The sequence below is a fragment of the Mycobacterium sp. E2327 genome (assembly GCF_001672675.1).
Classification (GTDB): Bacteria; Actinomycetota; Actinomycetes; order Mycobacteriales; family Mycobacteriaceae; genus Mycobacterium.
Genome location: NZ_LZKE01000024.1, coordinates 1 through 19,331, shown reverse-complemented (window position 1 = coordinate 19,331; position 19,331 = coordinate 1). Strand labels below are relative to the sequence as shown.

The following is a 19,331-nucleotide window of genomic DNA, read 5'->3' as shown; positions in this document are numbered from 1 at the left end:
TACCGGGAATGAGCCGAAACGCCCGTAAAGACCTTGTTAGCGACGGTTGGCGTGCCACCGAAAAAACAAAGCCGCACGCACGAACGAACCGGCGCGGTCGGCCCCTTAGACTTGGTTCCCCGTGAGCCTCAGCCTTGGAATCGTCGGCCTGCCCAACGTCGGCAAGTCGACGCTGTTCAACGCGCTGACCCGCAATAATGTGGTGGCGGCGAACTATCCGTTCGCGACGATCGAACCCAACGAGGGCGTGGTTTCGCTGCCGGATCCGCGGCTGGCCAAGCTGGCGGAGCTTTTCTCCTCCGAGCGCATCGTTGCGGCGCCGGTCACATTCGTCGACATCGCCGGGCTGGTCAAGGGCGCGTCGGAGGGGGCGGGGCTGGGCAACAAGTTCCTGGCCCACATCCGCGAATGCGACGCCATCTGCCAGGTGGTGCGGGTGTTCTCCGACGACGACGTGACCCACGTCGCGGGTGAGGTGGATCCCAAGTCCGACATCGAGGTCGTCGAGACGGAGTTGATCCTGGCCGACCTGCAGACGCTCGAGCGCGCGCTGCCGCGGCTGGAGAAGGAGGCGCGCACCAACAAGGAGCGCAAGCCCGTCTACGACGCCGCCGTCGCCGCGCAGGCGGTGCTGGACTCCGGCAAGACCCTGTTCGCCGCCGGGAGTGACGTCTCGTTGCTGCGCGAACTGAACCTGCTGACCATCAAGCCGTTCTTGTACGTCTTCAACGCCGACGAGGCGGTGCTGACCGACGCCGCGCGGGTCGCGCAGTTGCGCGAGCTCGTCGCGCCGGCCGACGCCGTATTCCTCGACGCCGCAATCGAATCCGAGCTGGTCGAGCTCGACGACGAGTCGGCCGCCGAACTGCTGGAGTCGATCGGGCAGACCGAGCGCGGACTCGACGCGTTGGCCCGGGCGGGTTTTCACACGCTCAAGCTGCAGACGTTCCTGACGGCGGGGCCGAAAGAGGCGCGGGCGTGGGTGATTCATCAAGGCGACACCGCACCCAAGGCGGCCGGGGTGATTCACACCGACTTCGAGAAGGGCTTCATCAAGGCCGAGATCGTGTCGTATGACGACCTGATCGCCGCGGGGTCCATGGCGGCGGCCAAGGCGGCCGGCAAGGTCCGCATGGAGGGCAAGGACTACGTCATGGCCGACGGCGACGTGGTTGAGTTCCGGTTCAACGTCTAGCTGGGGCCAGAAGGGGACGGGCACACAGCCATGTCAATCCATGTGAACGTGGACAACTTCGTCCGTGCGGAGACCCACCGGATGTTTCGCGACATCCAGGCTTCCGCCGGGAGCATCGGGACCTTTCGGCACAACCGCACACCGGCCCGCATCGACGAACAGACTGTCATCAGGCTCAACCGAGACACGTTGTACAGCTTCGCGATCGTCGATCTGGCCGAACCGGCCCGGCTCACCCTGCCCGACGCCGACGGTCGCTACGTCTCGGCGATGATCGTCAACGAGGACCACTTCGTGAACGACGTCCTGCATGACCCATGCGACTACCCGCTCACCAGCGATCGGTACGAATCTCGCTATGTGCTTGTCGGGGTTCGGATTTTGGTCGACCCCACTGACAACGCCGACGTGGCCGCCGTCGGGGCGATCCAGGACCGCCTCGCGATCGACGCCGGCTCGTCGGAGGCGTTTGTCATGCCGGACTACGATCTCGAAAGCCTCGACGCGACGAGGGCCGCGCTGCTTGCGCTGGCCGGCGGCCTCGACAACTTCGAGCGGACGTTCGGTAAGCGGAGCGAGGTCGACCCGGTTCGTCATCTGATCGGCTGCGCCGCGGGGTGGGGCGGGCTACCGACTTCGGAAGCGGTCTACATCGGTGTTGCTCCGGACGTTCCGCCCGGCGATTACGAGTTGGTGTTCGACGATGTTCCCGTCGATGCCTTCTGGTCGGTGTCGGTGTACAACCGGCGGGGATTCTTCGAGCCGAACCCGAAAGACCTGTACACGGTCAACAGCGTCACCGGACAGCGCGGCGACGATGGCTCGATCGTCGTGCGTTTCGTAGCGTCCGCAGACAGCGACAGCCCGCCAAACGCGATCGTCACGCCGGAGGGCTGGAACTACCTCATCCGCCTCTACCGGCCGCACGCAGAGATTCTCGACGGGCGTTGGTCGCCGCCGGCGCTCACGCCGTGCGGTGGGCGCTGACCGAAAAGGGGACGACATGAGCAGGGTTCCGAGCCGCCAGGCTCGTTTGGCGCACGCCGCCAAACACGCTGACTTGTGGAATCAGGGCAAGAAGGACGAGTGGGTGGCGTCGTGGCGCACGATCTGCCCCGGTGACGTCCGCATGTTCGACCCCGTCGGCACCGAGGAGAAGCACGGTTTCGCCGCCGCGACGTCGGAGGCGTTCGACATGTTCCAGTCGATCCTGAAGATCAAGATGATCACGGTGCAGGTCAACGGGAACGAGATGGCGTGGGTGTGCGAGAACCACTTCGGTACCGCGCCGAACGTCCAAATGGCTTACAGCATCGAGACGTTCGCCTGGGACGACGACGGCAACCTGCTCATCAAGACTTACTATCCGATGCCGGAATCCGTTGGCGCCGAAGCGGACCCGTACGCCCATCTGCTCGAAGAGCGGCAGTAGCTACGCGATGGCGGGCGGAAGCACGCTTGGCTCCCCCGACTGACTACTCGACTTGGTCAAGGTAAAGCGATGCGCAATGGGTTGGCTGCTGTGGTCGGTATATCCGCAAGCCGCCTCGGTGCGGACGACCACCATCGTGCCAGTACCCGCAATGGGGTCCCAGTTCCATTCTTCGGTGCCCCGATGTGTCGTCCCGTCATTGCAGCGCCACGCCGCGGGATTCGGCGGAAGGGCCAGATGCCAGTGATCAGCGTAGAACTGGGCCTGGCCGGTGGTGTTGGAGAAAGTGACTTGGGTGCAGCCAATACCGCACGACGTGGCCTTGAATGTCAGATCCTGCATACTTCCGTCGACGAAATGGACGGTGTACATCCCATTCACCACCTCGTCGGCGGCCATCACCGGCTCAGCCGATGCCGGTGCCGCGACCGGAATAGCCATCGCGGCCAGCGCGATGGTCGCCAGGGGTATCTTCCGCATCGGCGTTCCTAACTGGTAGCCCTCCGGCAGCACGATACGACCAAGTCACCGGAAAATACAGGCCCTGAATGGGTTTGCCGCGATGAGCGTTCGCATGAGCCAAGGCGGCGTCCGTCTTCCTGGTGCTTCGCACTTGGCGTTTCGGGTACTACTTTTCGTAGTAAGCGGTCCGGAGGAGGCATGATGCGGTGGCGCGGTGTCTGTCACGTCGAGTTTGCGGTTCTGGACTACGACGAGTCCATCGCCTTCTATGACGCGTTGTTCGGCTGGCTCGGATACAGCAGCTTCTCGTCCTTGAACATGGAATACCAGTCGACTTACTACATGGCGCGTCATCTCAGCCCGCACAGCTACATCGGCATTCAGCCCGCCCGTACCGGAAACAAGTTGACGCAGCGCGACCAGGCGGTCGGCATCAATCAGGTCGCTCTATGGGCCCGGAGCAGGGGGGAAGTCGACCGTGTCCACCGTGAGTTCTTGATCGCGAACGATATTCCCGTCACCGACGCCCCGAAGGAGTACCCGCAGTACTGGCCCGGTTACTACGCCGTTTTCTTTGACGATCCGATCAACGGGATTCACTGGGAGCTGGCCTGGATCCCGAAAGTTCCTACTCCACGCCAACTTTGGTCGTTTTATCGTGCTATTCGTGCTTTTGCCGCAAGTCGTCCGGACCTAGCCAACACGGTGCCCGGAGTCGCAAGGCAGGCGAGCAGAACGCTGCCTACCCGGTGACCCCGGGCTTCGACAATTACGTCGGTGGCCGCGCGGCGTTAAGGTGAGTCGTGGTCGTTGACGGCGGCACCGACGCGCGGGACGAGCTCGGGCGGCGCGCCGCGGGGTTGGATAACCGCGAGGAATCTCTCGCGCGGCGAGAGATCGAGCTCTCCAGGCGCGAGCGCGTCGCCGACGAACGAGAACGCGTCGCGGACGAGCGGGACCGAATCGCCGACGATCGCGAGCAGGCGGCCGACGACCGCGAGCGGGCGGCCGACGACCGCGAGGGCGCGACCGCGCAGCGGGAGCGCGAGCGACTGCGGCGCGTCAACGAACGGGTGCAGCGCAGGAAAGCAGCCGCCAAACGGGAGAACGCCGAAATCAGGCGCGCGGTGGCCGAGAGCCGGCGAGGTCTCGAAAACCTCTCGGCGTCGCCGGACGAGGGGAGTGCGACATAGTGGACGCTTGTGAAGTGGCGACGCTGAACCAAACCCGATCGTGGGTCCGCCGGTCCGCGGGCGTGCTGGGCGGATTGGCCGTGTTCGCCCTCGCCTTGGCCGGCGGCTCCGAACCCGCGGCGCAGGCGGCTCCGCTTCCCGTCCCGACCAATCACTGGTGTCCCGGCGATCAATGGGACCCCGGCTGGGGCACCGCCTACAACTGGGACTGGAATCACTGCCACGACTGGCAAGGCCTGCCGGGTCCGGCCGGCTGGGGACCGTGGGGACCCCCGCCGGGGTGGGCGCCGCCGCAACCACCCCCACCGTCGTGGGCGCCCGGGGCTCGGCTGATGTGGAACCCCACGGTTAACGCTTGGGGCTTCTGGAACAACGGGATCTGGACCCCGGTTTAGCGCTCTTGTCGGAAGCTTGTCGGGGGGCCGCCTAGCCTGGCGTCGACGCAAGACACCGCCACAGGGAGGGCTCCATGAAGTTTGTTTCGACCCGCATCATCACCGCCGACGTCAATCGGCTGGTCGGCTTCTACGAGATGGTCACCGAAGCCTCCGCGGTATGGGGGAACGAACTTTTCGCCGAGATCCCTACACCGGTCGGCACACTGGCCATCGGCAGCGACAAGACGGTACCGCTGTTCGGGGAGGGATCGGCCGAGCCGGCGGCAAACCGCAGCGCGATAGTGGAATTCCTGGTCGAGGACGTGGACGCGGAATACGAGCGGCTGCGCGACCGCGTGGCCGAAGTCGTGACGGAACCGACGACCATGCCGTGGGGAAACCGGGCCCTGTTGTTCCGGGATCCCGACGGCAATCTGGTCAACCTGTTCACGCCCGTTACCGACGCAGCCCGCGCCAAATTCGGAATTGGACTGTCGGCGAAGTAGATTCGACGATTCAGCGCCGCACGACGGCGTGCGCACGCAGCTGCTGTATCTGGTCGAGCTCTACGCGGACTTCGACACGACCGAACGCGAGATTCCGGTCGTGATGTTGCGGCCCCGCTGAGCTCGCCACTCGGCGGAATTCGCGGCGAGAAATTTGCTGGCTTGTAATCGGTTCGCTATCGATGTGGCGCAGGCCATTACGTTATTTACGCATGACGAGGGCCACAAATTTTGGTTCGTCATGAATGCAATTGCTACCGTGCCTGCCCATGGTTGTTTTAGCAACGTTGATGTCGCTCATCAATCAGGTCTCCGGGACGCCCTATATTCCGGGCGGAGATTCTCCCGCCGGGACCGATTGCTCTGGGCTCGCTTCTTGGGTCGCCAACGCGGCGACCGACAGGCCGGTGTTCGGCAGCAGGTTCAACACCGGCAACGAGGAGGCCGCGTTGTTGCAGCGCGGCTTCCAGTACGGGACCGCGCCCAACGCGTTGGTCATCGGCTGGAACGGCGGTCACACCGCGGTGACGCTGCCGGACGGCACGCCGGTATCCAGTGGTGAACGCGGCGGCGTGCACATCGGGGGCGCCGGCGCCTACCAGGCGGGATTCACCCACCACATGTTCCTGCCGATGCCGGATGGCGACGTCGCACTGCCGCCGCCGCCCGACGCGCCCCCGCCGCCGCCGGACGCGCCCCCGCCGCCGCCGGAGGCGCCTGCTCCGCCCGCGATTTTGGTCGATGCCCCGGCCCCGGCACCGCCGGCGCCGGACGCGCCGCCGCCCGGGGATCCCGCAATTCCCAATCCATAAAGAATTGGATTCGCGCCGGTCTCGTTATTCGAATAAGAGCGCATTCCCCGCGGATGTGAACCGATCGCGATAATCGCCTGCGTGTGACGCGAGCCACTTTCCTGCAGGTGAGACGGGCCGCCAAACCGGCGAAAATCCAATAGCAGAAATTCGCCTAGGCGTCAAAGTGGACGCCTAGGCGAATTTTGCTGGAGAACCGCTGCGCGCCGATGGGCCCCTTGGCACGTATCCTGCGGCCATGATCTTCATCGTGGTCAAGTTCGAGACCAAGCCGGAGTGGACCGATCGCTGGCCGGAACTGGTCGCCCCGTTCACCGCGGCCACCCGTGCCGAAGAGGGCAACCTCTGGTTCGAGTGGTCGCGCAGCCTCGACAACCCGGCGGAGTACGTCCTCGTGGAGGCGTTCCGGGACGGCGAGGCAGGAGGCGTCCACGTCAACAGCGATCACTTCAAGCGGGCGATGCAGGAGCTGCCGCAGGCGCTGACGTCCACGCCCAAAATCATCAACCAGACGGTCGAGGCGACGGGCTGGTCCGAGCTGGGGGAAATGACCGTCGATTAGCCGACGGCGACCGCGATTTCGCTGCCCAGCTGATACCCCGGGGCGAGCGGGAGCGCGTCACCGCTCCAGAACGACCCGGGGTCAAACCAATTCGCGTCCTTGTCCGTGACGATCAGGCCCATCTCCTCGTAGGTGATCGCCACCGTCTCCGCGCAGTACGCCGTCTCCAGGCTTATCTTGCGCTCTTGCCTGCGGCGCTGCGTCTGCTCACGAACCTTCCTGTCCACCAATGGGATTCCGCGCACCCAGTCGTTGATGGTGGGGAGCCGGCCGCGGAACCACCGGCCGGTCAGGCGGGCGGTGGTGGGAAACGCGGTGCCGTCCATTCGCGCGATCACCCGCAAGAGCCTGTTCTCCTGTTCGCGGGTGGCATACGGCGTCAGCTGACGCAGCCAGCACCGCTGTTGGTAGCGGTCGGTCCATTGCAGGACGGCTTGGCGCAGATCGTTGAGCTGCACGCCGCGGTGGTTGGTGCCGGTCCAGACGTCGACCAGTTTGTCGCCCAGCTCGGCATGCCAGATCAACGGGGGAAGGTCGTCGATGGCCACCGTCATGCCGACGTGGTTCACCGGAGCGTTCGTCAACGTCTGGATGGCGCGGTCGGGTCGTGAGCGGCCGCGAAACAGCCAGAGGTCGCCGGTCCGGGTCTCGTCCAGCGCCTGGTCCAGTGTCAGCATGTAAATCCGCCCGTCGCTTCGGGTTTCGCCACCGCAGTCATTATTAGCCCGGGAGGACTTCGCGGGCGACCTTGCGTGGTAATAGCCTGTCAATTATGCGCAGGGTTTGGAAGTGGATCGGGCTCGCCGGTGTCGCCGGCGTCGTGGCCGGGGGAGTGCTGGTGGCCCGCGACCAACGCAAGCGACGCGCCTACACGCCCGACGAGATCCGCGCGCGGCTGCATCAGCGCCTGGCCGAATCCGACGCGGCGAGCTTTCAATCCAAGTCGGGATCGGCTTTGGGCTCGACGCAGAACAACCGGTAGCGGCCCGAAAAGCCCTTCAATTCCACCTCGCGCCCCTCGTCGAATCGGATCCCGTCACAGTCGCGCAGGGCATCTCGTACCGGTTCGCTCACCAGGATCTGGCCCCCGGCGGCCTGGGCGGCGACCCGGGCCGCCATCGCGACGTTGCGCCCGAACAGGTCGTCGCCGCGGCGCACGGAGCGGCCCATGTGGATGCCGATCCGGACCCGAATGTCGTGGTTTCGCTTGCGTTTTCCGTTGTTGTGCAGCGCTTCCTGCACATCGATGCCGCACCGCACCGCCTCCTCGGCGCGCGAGAAGGCGATCATGTAGCCGTCGCCCTGGCTCTTGACCACGTGGCCGGACCGTTCCCGCACGAGTCCCGAAATGAGCTTGTCGTGCGCGCTGATCAGCTTGACCCAGGCGCGGTCACCGATGCGCTCGTTGAGGGCGGTGGACTCCTCGATGTCGGAGAACAGGATCACCACCCGGCCGTCGGGGGTGACCCGCGCAAGGTCGGGCCGCTCGACCTCGGCCCAGTCCGCGAGGTCCTCGATCGAGCTGCGCACGACGGCGCCGAAGCCCTCCCTGCGCATCACGTTGGCGGCGTTCCACACCCGTTTGACGGCCTCGCGCCCGCCCGACAGCAGCTGAGTGCGCGCGTCGGTCCGCGCTCGCAGTTCCTCGAGCTCCCGGCGGCCGCGCACCAGCAGCACCGAGAGCACGGCGATGGCGCCGGCCTCGATCACGGCCACCCCGGCGAGGACGTAGACCGCGAGATGCAGCATGTCACCCACGCTTGGCATCCTGCCAAAGGCCGCCGGGCGCTCAGGTTGTCGGGCCCATACCCAATGTCTAGGGTTGAGCACGGGCCGCCGCGGGTAGCGAATCTCAAGGGAGGTGCGCGTCTTGGCCGACGGTGAGATTCGTTCGTCGAACTTATTGGTGATCTTCGGCATCACCGGTGATTTGGCCCGCAAGATGACGTACCGCGCGTTGTACCGACTCGAATCGCGCGGCCTGCTGAAGTCCCCGATCATCGGTGTGGCCAGTGACGACATGCCCCTCGAGAAGCTGATCGAGCGGGCGCGCCAGGCGATCGGTGACTCGGGTGAGACCCTCGACGATGCGGTGTTCGACCGGTTCGCCGCCCGGTGGTCCTACCTACACGGCGACGTCACCGATGCCGGGCTCTACGACGAGCTCGCCAAGCGGATCGGCAAGGATTGCCGTCCGCTGTACTACCTGGAAATGCCGCCGTCCCTGTTCGCGCCGATCGTCGAAAACCTCGCGAAGGTAGACCTGTTGGAGTGCGCGCGCGTAGCGGTGGAGAAGCCGTTCGGCCACGACCTGGCGTCCGCGCGAGACCTGAACGCCCGGCTGCGCGCGGTGCTCGACGAGGACCAAATCCTGCGCGTGGACCACTTTTTGGGCAAACAGCCCGTCGAAGAATTGCAGTACCTGCGCTTCGCGAACAACGGCCTGGCCAAGGTGTGGGACCGCGACAGCATTTCCGAAATCCGCATCACCATGGCCGAGAACTTCGGGATCGAGGACCGCGGAAAGTTCTACGACGCCGTCGGCACCTTGCGCGACGTCGTGCAAAACCACCTGCTGCAGGTGCTCGCGCTCGTCGCGATGGAGCCCCCGGTCGGGCCCAGCGCCGACGACTTGAACGACAAGAAGGCCGAGGTGTTCCGGGCGATGCCGGCGCTGGATCCCCAGCGCTGCGTGCGCGGCCAGTACCGCGGCTATACCGACGTCGCCGGGGTGGCGCAGGACTCGCAGACCGAGACCTTCATCGCGCTGCGGACCGAGATCGACAACTGGCGCTGGGCCGGGGTGCCGATCTTCCTGCGCGCCGGCAAGGCGTTGCCGGAGAAGGTCACCGAGGTTCGGATGTTCCTGCACCACGTCCCCGGGTTCTCCTTCCTGCCCAACCGCCGGCCCCCCGAGCCCAACCAGATCGTCCTGCGCATCGACCCCGACCCGGGAATGCGCCTGCAGCTGTCCGCACAAGCCGGAAACTCCTGGCACGACGTCCACCTCGACTCGTCGTTCGCGGAGGATCTCGGCGAAGCGGTGCGGCCCTACGAACGGCTCCTCTACGCCGCGTTCACCGGCGACCGCCAGCTCTTCGCCCGCGAGGACGCCATCGAAGAGACCTGGCGCATCGTGCAGCCCGTGCTGGACAAGCCGGGCCGCATCCACCACTACGACCCCGGCTCGTGGGGACCCGAGGCGGCGCAGTCGCTGCTGCACGGTCACCACAGCTGGCAGGAACCGTGGCTACCCCACCGCACGAAGGCGACAACTTAAGGAGACGGGACAAATGCAGCTAGGGATGATCGGCCTGGGCCGCATGGGCGCGAATATCGTTCGGCGCGTGGCCAAGGGCGGCCACGAATGCGTCGTGTACGACCACAGCCCCGAGGCGGTGCAGGCGATGGCCGGCGAGGACAACACCACCGGGGTGTCCTCGCTGGCGGAGCTGGCCGAGAAGATGGCCAAGCCCCGCGTGGTCTGGGTGATGGTGCCGGCCGGGACCATCACCACCGGGGTGATCGACGAACTGGCGAAGACGCTCGATCCCGGGGACATCGTGATCGACGGGGGCAACTCCTACTACCGCGACGACATCCGCCACTCGAAAACCTTGTCCGAGAACGGCATTCACTTGCTTGACTGCGGCACCAGCGGCGGCGTGTGGGGCCGCGACCGGGGCTACTGCCTGATGATCGGTGGCGACGACGACGCGTTCGCGCAGGCCGAGCCGATCTTCGCCACGGTCGCACCCGGCGTCGACGCGGCGCCGCGGACGCCCGGCCGCGACGGTGAGATCGCGCAAGCGGAGAAGGGCTACCTGCACTGCGGCCCGTCCGGGGCGGGGCACTTCGTCAAGATGGTGCACAACGGCATCGAGTACGGGATGATGGCGTCGCTCGCCGAGGGCCTGAACATCTTGCGCAACGCCGACATCGGCAAGCAGATCCAGCAAGGTGACGCCGAAACGGCGCCGCTGTCCAATCCCGAGTTCTATCAGTACGACTTCGACATCCCGGACGTCGCCGAGGTGTGGCGCCGCGGCAGCGTCATCGGCTCGTGGCTGCTGGACCTCACCGCGATCGCGCTGCACGAATCACCGGAGCTGAAGGAGTTCTCCGGGCGCGTCTCCGACTCGGGCGAGGGCCGGTGGACCGCCATCGCCGCGATCGACGAGGGCGTGCCGTCACCGGTGTTGACGACCGCCCTGCAGTCCCGCTTCGCCAGCCGTCAACTCGACGACTTCGCCAACAAGGCGCTGTCGGCGATGCGCAAGCAATTCGGCGGACACGCGGAAAAGCCGGCCAACTAACTCGCCCGCTCGACGAAGGCGACGACGGCTTCGCTGAACGCGTCGTTGTCATCACCGGCCGCGGTGTGCCCCGCGTTCGACAGTTCGACGAACTCGGCGCGAGGTACCTGGGTGAGGAAATGCTGGACGCCCTCGGGGCTGACGACGTCGGACAGCTTCCCGCGGATCAGCAGGACGGGGATCGACAGGTTGGTCGCGGCGTGCTCGAACTTCTCGGTGCGCAGTTCGGGGTCGTCGCCGGGCTTGGTCATGAACGCCGGGTCCCAGTGCCAGTACCAGCGCCCGTCGCGCAGGCGGAGGTTCTTCTTCAGCCCCTCGGGGCTGCGCGGCTTCTCGCGGTAGGGCAGGTAGGCGGCGACGGCGTCGGCGGCCTGCTCCAGCGAGTCGAACCCGTGCAGGCCGCTGAACATGAAGTCGCGGATGCGGGCGCTGCCGCCCTTCTCGAATCGGGGCACCACGTCGACGAGCACCAGCTGCGTGACCCGGTCGGGGCCGGCGCGATCGGCGGCCAGGATTCCGGTCAGCCCGCCCATGCTCGCGCCGATGATTGCCACCGGCCGGCCGATGGCGTCCAGCACGTGCATCACGTCGGCGGTCAGCGTCTCGACGTCGTAGTCGGCGTCCGGTGCGCGATCGCTGTCACCATGCCCCCGCGAATCCAGCGCAACGACGTGAAACCCGTCGTCGGCCAGGATCTGGCCGGTGTTCTTCCAGGAAAACCGGTTCTGGCCGCCGCCGTGCAGCATCAGGATCGTGGGCCGGTCGGCCGGCTTGTTGGCTAGAGGGGCTGCGCCGCGATTCCATTCGTCGGCGACCAGGGTGATCCCCTGGTGGCCGGAAAACTCGACCGTCTGGAAACTGCTGCTCACGGCGCTCATGTGAGTCCTCTCGTAGATCGCCCCTCGACGTTACCTAGGTAACCTATTCACCGTCGCGTGGGCCCCCGATGAGTTCTCGTCGCCGCCGCGGTCTATCCCGGGGACACACCTACGACGAATGCAAGGAGAACGGCCATGCCACCGATTACGCCCTCGCTGTGGTTCGACAACAACCTGGAAGAGGCGGCGGAGTTTTACACCTCGGTGTTCCCCAACTCGCGGATCGAGGGCTTCAACCGGACGACGGAGGCCGGCCCGGGGGAGCCGGGAACGGTCCTGTCCGGCAGTTTCGTGTTGGACGGCGCGCGATTCATCGGCATCAACGGCGGCCCGCACTTCCACTTCAGCGAGGCGGTGTCGTTCACGATCCACTGCAAGGACCAGGACGAGGTGGACTACTACTGGCAGCGGTTGACCGACGGCGGCGAGGAATCGCAGTGCGGTTGGTGCAAGGACCGCTTCGGCCTGAGCTGGCAGGTCATCCCCGACCGGCTCTACGAATTGATCGGCGACCCGGATCGGACGCGCGCGGCGGCCGCCACCGCGGCGATGTACGGCATGCGCAAGATCATCATCGCCGACTTGGAGCGCGCGGTGGCGGGGGAGCTGACCCGGTAGCCGGGATCGAAAGGCATTGCCGCGGCGTGGATCTGGTTGATCTCGGCGGGGGGTCGGTGCGTCCCGGGCGCGCAGGCGTTAGGTTGGTCGGTGCGGACGCGCCGAACAGGAGTGAACATTGGCCGAGGATGCCCAGGGGGACCGGGGTGGGTGAGCCGGGCTGGATCGACGTGCCCGGCCCGGCCGGTGACCTGAAGGCGCTCACCTGGGGGCCACCGGACGCCCCGATCGCGTTGTGCCTGCACGGCTTCCCCGACACCGCGTACGGGTGGCGCAAGCTCGCTCCGCGACTCGTCGAGTCGGGGTGGCGGGTCGTCGCGCCGTTCATGCGCGGGTACGCGCCCTCGTCGATCCCGACCGACGGCGATTTTCACGTCGGCGCGCTGATGGACGATGCCCTGCGGGTGCGCTCGGCCGCGGGCGGCACCGAGCACGATGTCGTGATCGGCCACGACTGGGGGGCCATGGCCGCGACCGGCCTCGCCGCGATGCCCGACAGCCCGTTCGCCAAGGCGGTCATCATGTCGGTGCCGGTCACCGCGGGCTTCCGTCGCCGGGGCGGCGTGGCCGAGCGGGCGCGGCTCATCGGCCACCTACCGCCGCAGCTACTGCGCAGCTGGTACATCCTCTACTTCCAATTGCCTTGGCTGCCCGAGCGTTCCGCGTCGTGGGTGCTGCCGCTGCTGTGGCGGCGGTGGTCGCCGGGCTACCACGCCGACGAGGACCTGCGCCACGTCGACGCCGCGATCGGCACGCCGGAGAGCTGGCGGGCGGCGCTGGGACCGTACCGTGCCACCATCCGCGCGCCGCGGCCGCCGGAGAAGTACGCCGAGCTGAACCGGCTGTGGACCGAGGCGCCGTTGCTGCCCAGTCTCTACCTGCATGGCCGCGACGACGGTTGCATGACATCGGCTTTCACCCAGTGGACGGAAAAGGCGCTGCCGCCGGGCAGCGAGGCCGCCATCGTGGACCACGCGGGACACTTCCTGCAGCTCGAACAGCCGGACAAGGTCGCCAACCTGGTGCTCACGTTCATCGGCTCGCCCGGCTGAGGCCATGACGGCGCGGCGGATGGCGGCCGTCGATGCGCAGTTCTACTGGATGTCGGCCAAGATTCCCAACGACGAGTTCCTGCTGTACGCGTTCGACGGCGAACCCGCGGATGTCGGGGGCGCGGTCGAGCGGGTGTGCCGGCGGGCGCGCGAGTGCCCCGGCCTGACGGTTCGGATCCGGGAACGCGGCCGGCTGGCCTATCCGCGGTGGGTGCCGGCGGTGGTCGATCCGGAATCGGTGGTCCGTCACGACCCGGCCGTCCGGGATTGGAGCGAATGCCTGACAGCCGTGGCCGGCCTTGCGGCGGACCAGCTGGACGCGCGCCGGATGCCGTGGCGGCTGCACGTGTTCACCCCGGTGCGGGGCGTTCCGGGGGTGCGCGAAGCGGGCACCGTCGCGGTCCTGCAGATCGCGCACGCGCTGGCCGACGGCGCGCGCGCGGCGGCGATGGCGGCCTGGCTTTTCGGCCGCGACGCGCCGGTGCCGGAGGTGGCCCGGCCGTCGGCGGGGTTCTTGCCCTGGCGGGCCGTCGATGCGGCGCGCGCCCATCGGCGGCTGATTCGCGATACCCGGGCCGGGTTGCTGGCGCCGGCGCTCGGGCCCCGTCCGCTGCAGGCCACCAACGCCCGTCCGGGCGCCGCGCGATCGGTGCGCACGCTGGTCCGGCGTCGCTCGCAATTGCGCGGCCCCACGGTCACCGTCGGGGCGCTGGCCGCCGTGTCCACCGCGCTGTCCACGCTGCTCGGCGAGGGGACAGATTCGCTGGGCGCCGAGGTGCCGATGGCCAAACCGGCTGTGGCACAGGCGCATAACCACTTCGGCAACGTGGTCGTCGGGCTCTACCCGAAGCTTGGCGTCGATGCCCGGGTCGAGCGCATCGCCGCCGACCTGGCCAACGGCCGGCGCCGCTTCGAACATCCGGCCACGCGTGCGGCCGACCGGGCGTTCGCCGCGGTGCCCGCCGCGCTACTGCGTTGGGGCATCGCGCAGTTCGACGCCGACCTCCGCCCGACCGAGGTGGCCGGTAACACCGTGGTGTCCAGCGTCAACCGCGGGGCCGCCGACCTGAGCTTCGGCGGCGCCCCGGTGGCGCTGACGGCCGGGTACCCGGCGCTGTCGCCGGCGATGGGCTTGACTCATGGCGTGCATGGCATCGGCGACACCGTGGCGATCAGCGTGCACGCCGCCGAGTCCGCCATTCCCGATATCGACGAGTACGTCCGACTGCTGGATGCCGTGTTGTGAGAGCTATTGCGCGTCATCCGATTTCGCCGCCTCTTCACGGGTCATGCCCATGGCGCCGATCAGTTCCTCGTGCAACTCGAACCACACGGTGTGGTAGGAGTCGATGAGCGGTCTGGCCAGCCAGGCGGTGTCGCCCGCCTTCACCCTGTCCAGCGCCGCGCCCAGTTTCGCCGCGTAGGCGATCAACCGCGGCAACTGCGCCGCGGCCGCCTCGATGATCGGCAGCACCCGCGCTTGCACCGCGTCGAGGCGCGCCAGCACCGCGGCGTCGTATTCGGGGTCGTCGTGGGTGTTGGGGGCTCCGTTCGGGCCGCCCTTGAGCTGCCAGTCGGTGACCAGTGACTTGAAATCGGTGTTGACGGGCCGGAATTCGTCATACGCGGCGGCCATCGCGGCCGGGTCCACGCCCGCGCGCTCCTCGTCGAGCAACGCCTGCAACCGGGCGCGGCCGCTGGGGCTGAGACGCAACGCCGCGCCGTCGACCAGTAGCCCCGACGCGGTCAGCCGCTCCACGATTGCGGCGACGTCCCCGGGATCGCGGCCCAGGGTCGCGGCCAGGTCGGCCGGACGCACCCGCCCCTTCAGCCGGACCGCTTGGAGCACAAGCAACTCGGTCACGTGGCGACCCCTGCCGTCAGCCGCAGCGCGGTCAGCATGACGATCAGCGGGTTGGGTGAAACCACGTCGGTGTGCCCTTCGTCGATGGCGGCGCGCACCGCGGCGTCGGAGGCGTCATCGAGCCTCGGATGGTCGCCGGCGGCGTGCGCGCGCAGCGGGCTGATGCGCCGCGCGATGTCGGCCAGCTCACGCAGTTCCGGCGTATCGTTCTCCGACCACGCCGACAGGCTCAGATTGCCCTCGCGCACTTCACCTTCGGAGCCGTCGACGGTGATGTGGCGGCCGGCCAGGGCGGCCGCGGCGCCGCGGCCGCAGCCCACCACGGCCACCCGGCCCAATTCGCGGCTGACGACCGCGGCGTGGCTGGCGGCGCCGCCGACCTCGGTGACGATTCCTTGGGCGGCCAGCATGCCTAGGACGTCTTCGGGCCGGGTGTGATCGCGCACCAGGATGACCGGTTCGCCCCGGTCTGCCGCGTCGAGCGCCTCGTCGACGTCGGTGTACGCGGTGCCGGATGCCACACCCGGGCACGCCGGCAGCCCGGCGGCCAAAAGTGGTGCGGCCAAACGTGTTTCGGGCTGTAACGAGGGTTGCAGCAAAGCCTTGACATGCGCCGGCGTCACCCGGCGCAGCGCCTCGGTGTCGTCGATGAGCCCCTCGTGGCGCAGCTGGAGGGCCAGCCGCACGGCGGCCTGCGCCGAGCGCTCGGCCGCCCGCGTCTGCAGCAGCCACAACTTGCCGCCGTCGACGGTGAACTCGATCTCCTGGACGTCGGCCGCGAGCCGCTCCAGGCGGCGGCCAGCGTCCGTCAGCTCGTGGTAGACGGCCGGTTGCTCGTCGCGCAGCGCCGTGATCGGTCCCACGTCGACCAGTCCCGACACCACGTCGTCGCCCTGCCCCCCGGGAAGCCACTCGCCGAAGGGCTGTTCGGCGCCCGTTATCGGGTTGCGCGAAAAGAACGCTCCCGCACCGGAGTTGGGGCCGCGGTTGCCGAACACCATCGCCTGCACGACGACGGCGGTGCCGCCCCGATCGTCGAGGCCGTAGTGGGCGCGGTAGGCGACCGCGCGGGGCGAGTCCCAGGATGCGAACACCGCCTCGATGCCGGCGCGCAGCTGTGCGTAGGGTTCGGCCGGCGCCGGCCTACCCGCGATGCGCTGATACATCTGCGTGAAGCGCCGCCGGGTGTCTTGGGCGAACTGCGGGCCGCCTTCGGCCGCGAGTGCGTCTTCGACGGCGTCGTTCATGCCCAAGTCGAGGATCGTGTCCATCATGCCGGGCATGGAGTGCGTGGCCCCCGAGCGGACGCTGACCAACAGCGGCCGCGGGCCCCGCCCGAAGCTGCGCGACGTCTCCGCCTCCAGCCAGCGCATCCGGTCGAGCACCTCGTCCCAGATCGCGTCCAACGTCGCGGTGGGGTCCGCCAGGCAGTTGCGGCCCACCTCGGTGGTGAGGCAAAACGCGGGCGGTACCGGCAGGTGGTGCCGGCGCATCGCGTCGATGCCGTGGCCCTTGTTGCCGAGCAGCTCCCTCGGGTGACGCGCGTCGCCGTCGAGCGCGACGACGGCCGCGTTGTCCGGGGTGCCCTCCTCGCTTCGGGTCGTGGTGCACCCCCTCGTCGTGCGGCACGCTTTGCCGGGACCGTCCCGGCGGGCCTCGACGAGTATGTCAGGACTGCCCGCGCAGCAGCCCGAAGCCGAAGTTGGTGCCCAGTCCGCGGCGCAGCGCCAGGTGGATCCACAGCAGCCCGTAAGGCTCGAGCAGGCGCGCCAGTGTCAGGTCGCCGACGTCGACGGTCTCGAAGCCGAGTTCGCCGACCAGCCGGGCGGTCACCGCCTTGGCGTCGTCATCGTCTCCGCAGACGAACATGACCGGCCGGCCCGGCAGTCGGGGGGCGTCCATCATCGACGCGCCGATCTGGTTCATCGCCTTGCAGACCCGGGCGCCGGTCGCCCAATTCGCGACTTCTTCGGCACCGGAGTTGTCGAACCCGACCTCGAGCGCCGCGACGTCGGGTGTCAACGGGTTGGTGCAATCGATGAGGACTTTGCCCGACAGGTCGCCGCAGCCCTGCAGCGCCGCCTGCGTGCTCTGCCATGGCGTGCACAGCACCACGACGTCGGCTGCGGCGCTGGCAAATTCGTTGGTCTCGACGGAACCCAGCGACGCGTATTTCGGGTCGTCCGGAGCTCGCACGCCGAACATGATCCGGTGGCCCCGATCGGCCCACGCGGTGCCCAATGCTTTTCCCACCTTGCCGGCACCAATGATCGCGATCTTGGTGTCGGGCTCCTCTCCGGATCTCGGACCGCTACCCGCTAGGTTTGCACCTATGAATGTGTATGACGTCGGGTTACTGCTCCTGCGGCTGGTGCTGGGACTGACGCTCGCCGCGCACGGCTTCAACAAGTTTTTCGGCGGCGGCCGGATTCCGGGAACCGCTCGGTGGTTCGAGAGCATCGGCATGAAGCCGGGCAAGTTCCACGCCACCGTGGCCGCCATCACCGAGGTGTCCGCCGGGCTGGGCCTGGCGGCCGGGCTGCTCACGCCGATCCCGGCCGCGGGCTTCGTCTCGCTGATGCTGGTCGCGGCGTGGACCGTGCACCGGGCCAACGGCTTCTTCATCGTCAAGGAGGGCTGGGAGTACAACCTGGTGCTGGCGGTCAGCGCCGTCGCGGTGGCCACGCTGGGTCCAGGGAAGCTCAGCCTGGATTACCTGATTTTCGGCGACAAGCTGTGGTTCCCCGGCTGGCCCGGCCTGGTGATCTCGGCGGGACTCGGCCTGGCCGGCGCCGTCGGGCAGTTGCTGATCTTCTACCGGCCGCCGGTCAAGCAGGCGGGATAGCCGCCGCAGCGCCGCGACCGTAACGCCACTGCGAGGATCGGCCCGATTTGTCGCGGTGGCGTTACGCTCGCGCAGCACCGTCCGGCTAGGGCGTCCCGTTTTTCCCGTTCTGGCCCAGCACCAGCCCGGCGGTTCCGCCGGCGCCGGGCGCGCCCGGCGGGTTGCCGGTCCCGCCGTTGCCGCCGTTACCGCCGTCGCCGATCACGACGGCATTGCCGCCAGTGCCGCCGTTGCCGCCCGTATTGCCGGTACCGGCCCCACCGGCGCCGCCGTTTCCGCCATCCCCGATCGCGCCGCCCTTGCCGCCGGCCCCACCGGCGCCACCGGTAGTGAGGGCGCTGTCGCCCGAGTTTCCGCCGGCGCCGCCGGCGCCGCCCGAGCCGCTGAGCAGGCCGGCGTTGCCACCGGCCCCACCGGTCGCGCCGCTGAACCCGCCGCCGCCACCCTGGCCGCCGGCGCCGCCGTCGCCGAAGAGCAGGCCGCCGTTGCCGCCGGCGCCGCCGATCCCACCGGTGCCGGACCCGAGGTTGTTGCCGCCACCGCCGCCGGCCCCGCCGGCCGCACCCATGCTGAGCAAGCCGGCGTTGCCGCCGCGGCCGCCGGCGCCAGCGGTCGTCAGGGCGGCCCCGCCGGTCCCGCCGGTGCCCCCGGCGCCGAACAGCCCGCCGTTGCCGCCGGCGCCGCCGGCGCCGCTGCTGCCGTTGAGGTTGCTGAACCCACCGGCGCCGCCGGCCCCGCCGTCGCCGGACAGCATGCCGCCGTTGCCGCCGGCCCCACCGGCGCCGCTGGTCTGACCGAACGCGCCGTTCCCGCCGATTCCGCCGGCAGACATCAGCCCGCCGGCGCCGCCGGCCCCGCCGGCGCCACCCGTGCCGTTGCCGTTGACGCCCGGTGTGAAGGCGACGCCGCCGGCGCCGCCGTTCCCGGCGGCACCCCCGAAGAGGCCGGCGTTGCCGCCCGCGCCACCGGCTCCGCCGGTGTTGGCGCTCGGTGCGCGTCCGCCGGCGCCGCCCGTTCCGCCCGCGCCGAACAGCGCGCCGTTGCCGCCGGCCCCGCCGGCGCCGCCGTTGCCGGTCGCCGACGCGCCGCCCGTGCCGCCGGCGCCGCCGGCGCCGAACATGCCTCCGCCGGCCCCGCCGTGACCGCCGGCGGCGCCCGCGGCTCCCGAGCCTCCGATCCCGCCGTTGCCGAACAACAGCCCGCCGTCCCCGCCGGCGGC

23 protein-coding genes and 1 pseudogene are annotated in these 19,331 nt (G+C 68.6%); 16 read left to right on the top strand and 8 right to left on the bottom strand.

The window, feature by feature from the left end; translation table 11 throughout:
• Positions 1-121 precede the first annotated feature (121 nt).
• From ychF to A5712_RS02745, 3 genes are read left to right on the top strand one after another with little or no spacing between them, the layout of a single operon-like run.
• Positions 122-1,195, top strand: coding sequence for a redox-regulated ATPase YchF (gene ychF, locus A5712_RS02755; RefSeq protein ID WP_068100918.1), 1,074 nt, complete (start codon positions 122-124; stop codon positions 1,193-1,195).
• 30 nt (positions 1,196-1,225) lie between these two features.
• Entirely contained in the window at positions 1,226-2,182 is a 957-nt protein-coding gene (locus tag A5712_RS02750; RefSeq protein WP_068100915.1) for a DUF1214 domain-containing protein, read from the top strand.
• A gap of 16 nt (positions 2,183-2,198) precedes the next feature.
• The gene (locus A5712_RS02745; RefSeq protein ID WP_156766385.1) at positions 2,199-2,627 is read left to right on the top strand and encodes a hypothetical protein; all 429 of its coding nucleotides are present in this window, start codon (positions 2,199-2,201) and stop codon (positions 2,625-2,627) included.
• Here the strand turns inward: A5712_RS02745 and A5712_RS02740 are convergent, their stop codons facing one another.
• Entirely contained in the window at positions 2,628-3,107 is a 480-nt protein-coding gene (locus tag A5712_RS02740) for a hypothetical protein (protein ID WP_068100912.1), read from the bottom strand.
• 183 nt (positions 3,108-3,290) lie between these two features.
• Between A5712_RS02740 and A5712_RS02735 the strand changes: the two genes are divergently transcribed.
• The 6 genes from A5712_RS02735 (at position 3,291) to A5712_RS02710 (ending at position 6,539) form a co-directional block, all read left to right on the top strand.
• Positions 3,291-3,842 (top strand): VOC family protein, encoded by a 552-nt coding sequence (locus A5712_RS02735; RefSeq protein WP_068100985.1) that lies wholly within the window; start codon positions 3,291-3,293, stop codon positions 3,840-3,842.
• Positions 3,843-3,892: 50 nt separating this feature from the next.
• On the top strand, positions 3,893-4,282 hold the full coding sequence (locus tag A5712_RS02730; protein WP_068100910.1) for a hypothetical protein: 390 nt from the start codon (positions 3,893-3,895) through the stop codon (positions 4,280-4,282).
• A 14-nt stretch (positions 4,283-4,296) separates the two neighbouring features.
• Positions 4,297-4,677 carry a hypothetical protein gene (locus A5712_RS02725; protein ID WP_369830350.1) on the top strand — a complete coding sequence of 127 codons (381 nt, stop codon included), beginning with the start codon at positions 4,297-4,299 and terminating at the stop codon, positions 4,675-4,677.
• Between the two features lie 74 nt (positions 4,678-4,751).
• On the top strand, positions 4,752-5,165 hold the full coding sequence (locus A5712_RS02720) for a VOC family protein (protein WP_068100908.1): 414 nt from the start codon (positions 4,752-4,754) through the stop codon (positions 5,163-5,165).
• Positions 5,166-5,434: 269 nt separating this feature from the next.
• Positions 5,435-5,977, top strand: a complete 543-nt coding sequence (locus A5712_RS02715; RefSeq protein WP_068100906.1) for a glycoside hydrolase — start codon at positions 5,435-5,437, stop codon at positions 5,975-5,977.
• Positions 5,978-6,215: 238 nt separating this feature from the next.
• Entirely contained in the window at positions 6,216-6,539 is a 324-nt protein-coding gene (locus A5712_RS02710; RefSeq protein WP_068100904.1) for a putative quinol monooxygenase, read from the top strand.
• Here A5712_RS02710 and A5712_RS02705 read toward each other — a convergent pair.
• Positions 6,536-7,216, bottom strand: a complete 681-nt coding sequence (locus A5712_RS02705) for a guanylate cyclase (RefSeq protein ID WP_068100902.1) — start codon at positions 7,214-7,216, stop codon at positions 6,536-6,538. The genes A5712_RS02710 and A5712_RS02705 overlap by 4 nt on opposite strands.
• A 95-nt stretch (positions 7,217-7,311) precedes the next feature.
• Here A5712_RS02705 and A5712_RS02700 point away from each other — a divergent pair, with 95 nt between their 5' ends.
• On the top strand, positions 7,312-7,521 hold the full coding sequence (locus tag A5712_RS02700; RefSeq protein ID WP_068100900.1) for a hypothetical protein: 210 nt from the start codon (positions 7,312-7,314) through the stop codon (positions 7,519-7,521).
• Here A5712_RS02700 and A5712_RS02695 read toward each other — a convergent pair.
• Positions 7,473-8,306, bottom strand: coding sequence for an adenylate/guanylate cyclase domain-containing protein (locus tag A5712_RS02695; RefSeq protein ID WP_068100898.1), 834 nt, complete (start codon positions 8,304-8,306; stop codon positions 7,473-7,475). The genes A5712_RS02700 and A5712_RS02695 overlap by 49 nt on opposite strands.
• Before the next feature lie 103 nt (positions 8,307-8,409).
• Between A5712_RS02695 and A5712_RS02690 the strand changes: the two genes are divergently transcribed.
• On the top strand, positions 8,410-9,819 hold the full coding sequence (locus tag A5712_RS02690; RefSeq protein ID WP_068100980.1) for a glucose-6-phosphate dehydrogenase: 1,410 nt from the start codon (positions 8,410-8,412) through the stop codon (positions 9,817-9,819).
• Between the two features lie 13 nt (positions 9,820-9,832).
• A complete protein-coding gene (gnd, locus tag A5712_RS02685) occupies positions 9,833-10,855 on the top strand; it encodes a phosphogluconate dehydrogenase (NAD(+)-dependent, decarboxylating) (RefSeq protein ID WP_068100897.1) in 1,023 nt (340 codons plus the stop codon).
• Here the strand turns inward: gnd and A5712_RS02680 are convergent.
• On the bottom strand, positions 10,852-11,733 hold the full coding sequence (locus A5712_RS02680) for an alpha/beta fold hydrolase (RefSeq protein ID WP_068100895.1): 882 nt from the start codon (positions 11,731-11,733) through the stop codon (positions 10,852-10,854). The two genes, gnd and A5712_RS02680, sit on opposite strands and share 4 nt — an antisense overlap.
• 135 nt (positions 11,734-11,868) lie before the next feature.
• On the opposite strand from A5712_RS02680, the gene A5712_RS02675 reads away from it, so the two are divergent.
• The 3 genes from A5712_RS02675 (at position 11,869) to A5712_RS02665 (ending at position 14,649) form a co-directional block, all read left to right on the top strand.
• Positions 11,869-12,351: a VOC family protein gene (locus tag A5712_RS02675; protein ID WP_068100893.1), complete on the top strand. Its 483-nt coding sequence runs from the start codon at positions 11,869-11,871 to the stop codon at positions 12,349-12,351.
• 146 nt (positions 12,352-12,497) lie between these two features.
• Positions 12,498-13,403, top strand: a complete 906-nt coding sequence (locus A5712_RS02670) for an alpha/beta fold hydrolase (protein ID WP_068100892.1) — start codon at positions 12,498-12,500, stop codon at positions 13,401-13,403.
• Positions 13,404-13,407: 4 nt separating this feature from the next.
• Complete coding sequence (locus tag A5712_RS02665) at positions 13,408-14,649, top strand: WS/DGAT domain-containing protein (protein WP_068100890.1); 1,242 nt, start codon at positions 13,408-13,410, stop codon at positions 14,647-14,649.
• A gap of 3 nt (positions 14,650-14,652) precedes the next feature.
• Here A5712_RS02665 and A5712_RS02660 read toward each other — a convergent pair whose 3' ends face one another.
• The 3 genes from A5712_RS02660 to A5712_RS02650 form a co-directional block, all read right to left on the bottom strand.
• Positions 14,653-15,267: a MarR family transcriptional regulator gene (locus A5712_RS02660; protein WP_068100888.1), complete on the bottom strand. Its 615-nt coding sequence runs from the start codon at positions 15,265-15,267 to the stop codon at positions 14,653-14,655.
• The gene (locus A5712_RS02655) at positions 15,264-16,793 is read right to left on the bottom strand and encodes a pyruvate, phosphate dikinase (protein WP_068100886.1); all 1,530 of its coding nucleotides are present in this window, start codon (positions 16,791-16,793) and stop codon (positions 15,264-15,266) included. The genes A5712_RS02660 and A5712_RS02655 overlap by 4 nt, the downstream gene beginning before the upstream one ends.
• Before the next feature lie 142 nt (positions 16,794-16,935).
• The gene (locus tag A5712_RS02650; RefSeq protein ID WP_255404391.1) at positions 16,936-17,535 is read right to left on the bottom strand and encodes an NADPH-dependent F420 reductase; all 600 of its coding nucleotides are present in this window, start codon (positions 17,533-17,535) and stop codon (positions 16,936-16,938) included.
• Between the two features lie 64 nt (positions 17,536-17,599).
• Between A5712_RS02650 and A5712_RS02645 the strand changes: the two genes are divergently transcribed.
• Complete coding sequence (locus tag A5712_RS02645) at positions 17,600-18,112, top strand: DoxX family protein (RefSeq protein ID WP_068100973.1); 513 nt, start codon at positions 17,600-17,602, stop codon at positions 18,110-18,112.
• 1,051 nt (positions 18,113-19,163) lie between these two features.
• Here the strand turns inward: A5712_RS02645 and A5712_RS31705 are convergent.
• Positions 19,164-19,331: pseudogene (locus A5712_RS31705) on the bottom strand (hypothetical protein); the annotation flags it as partial.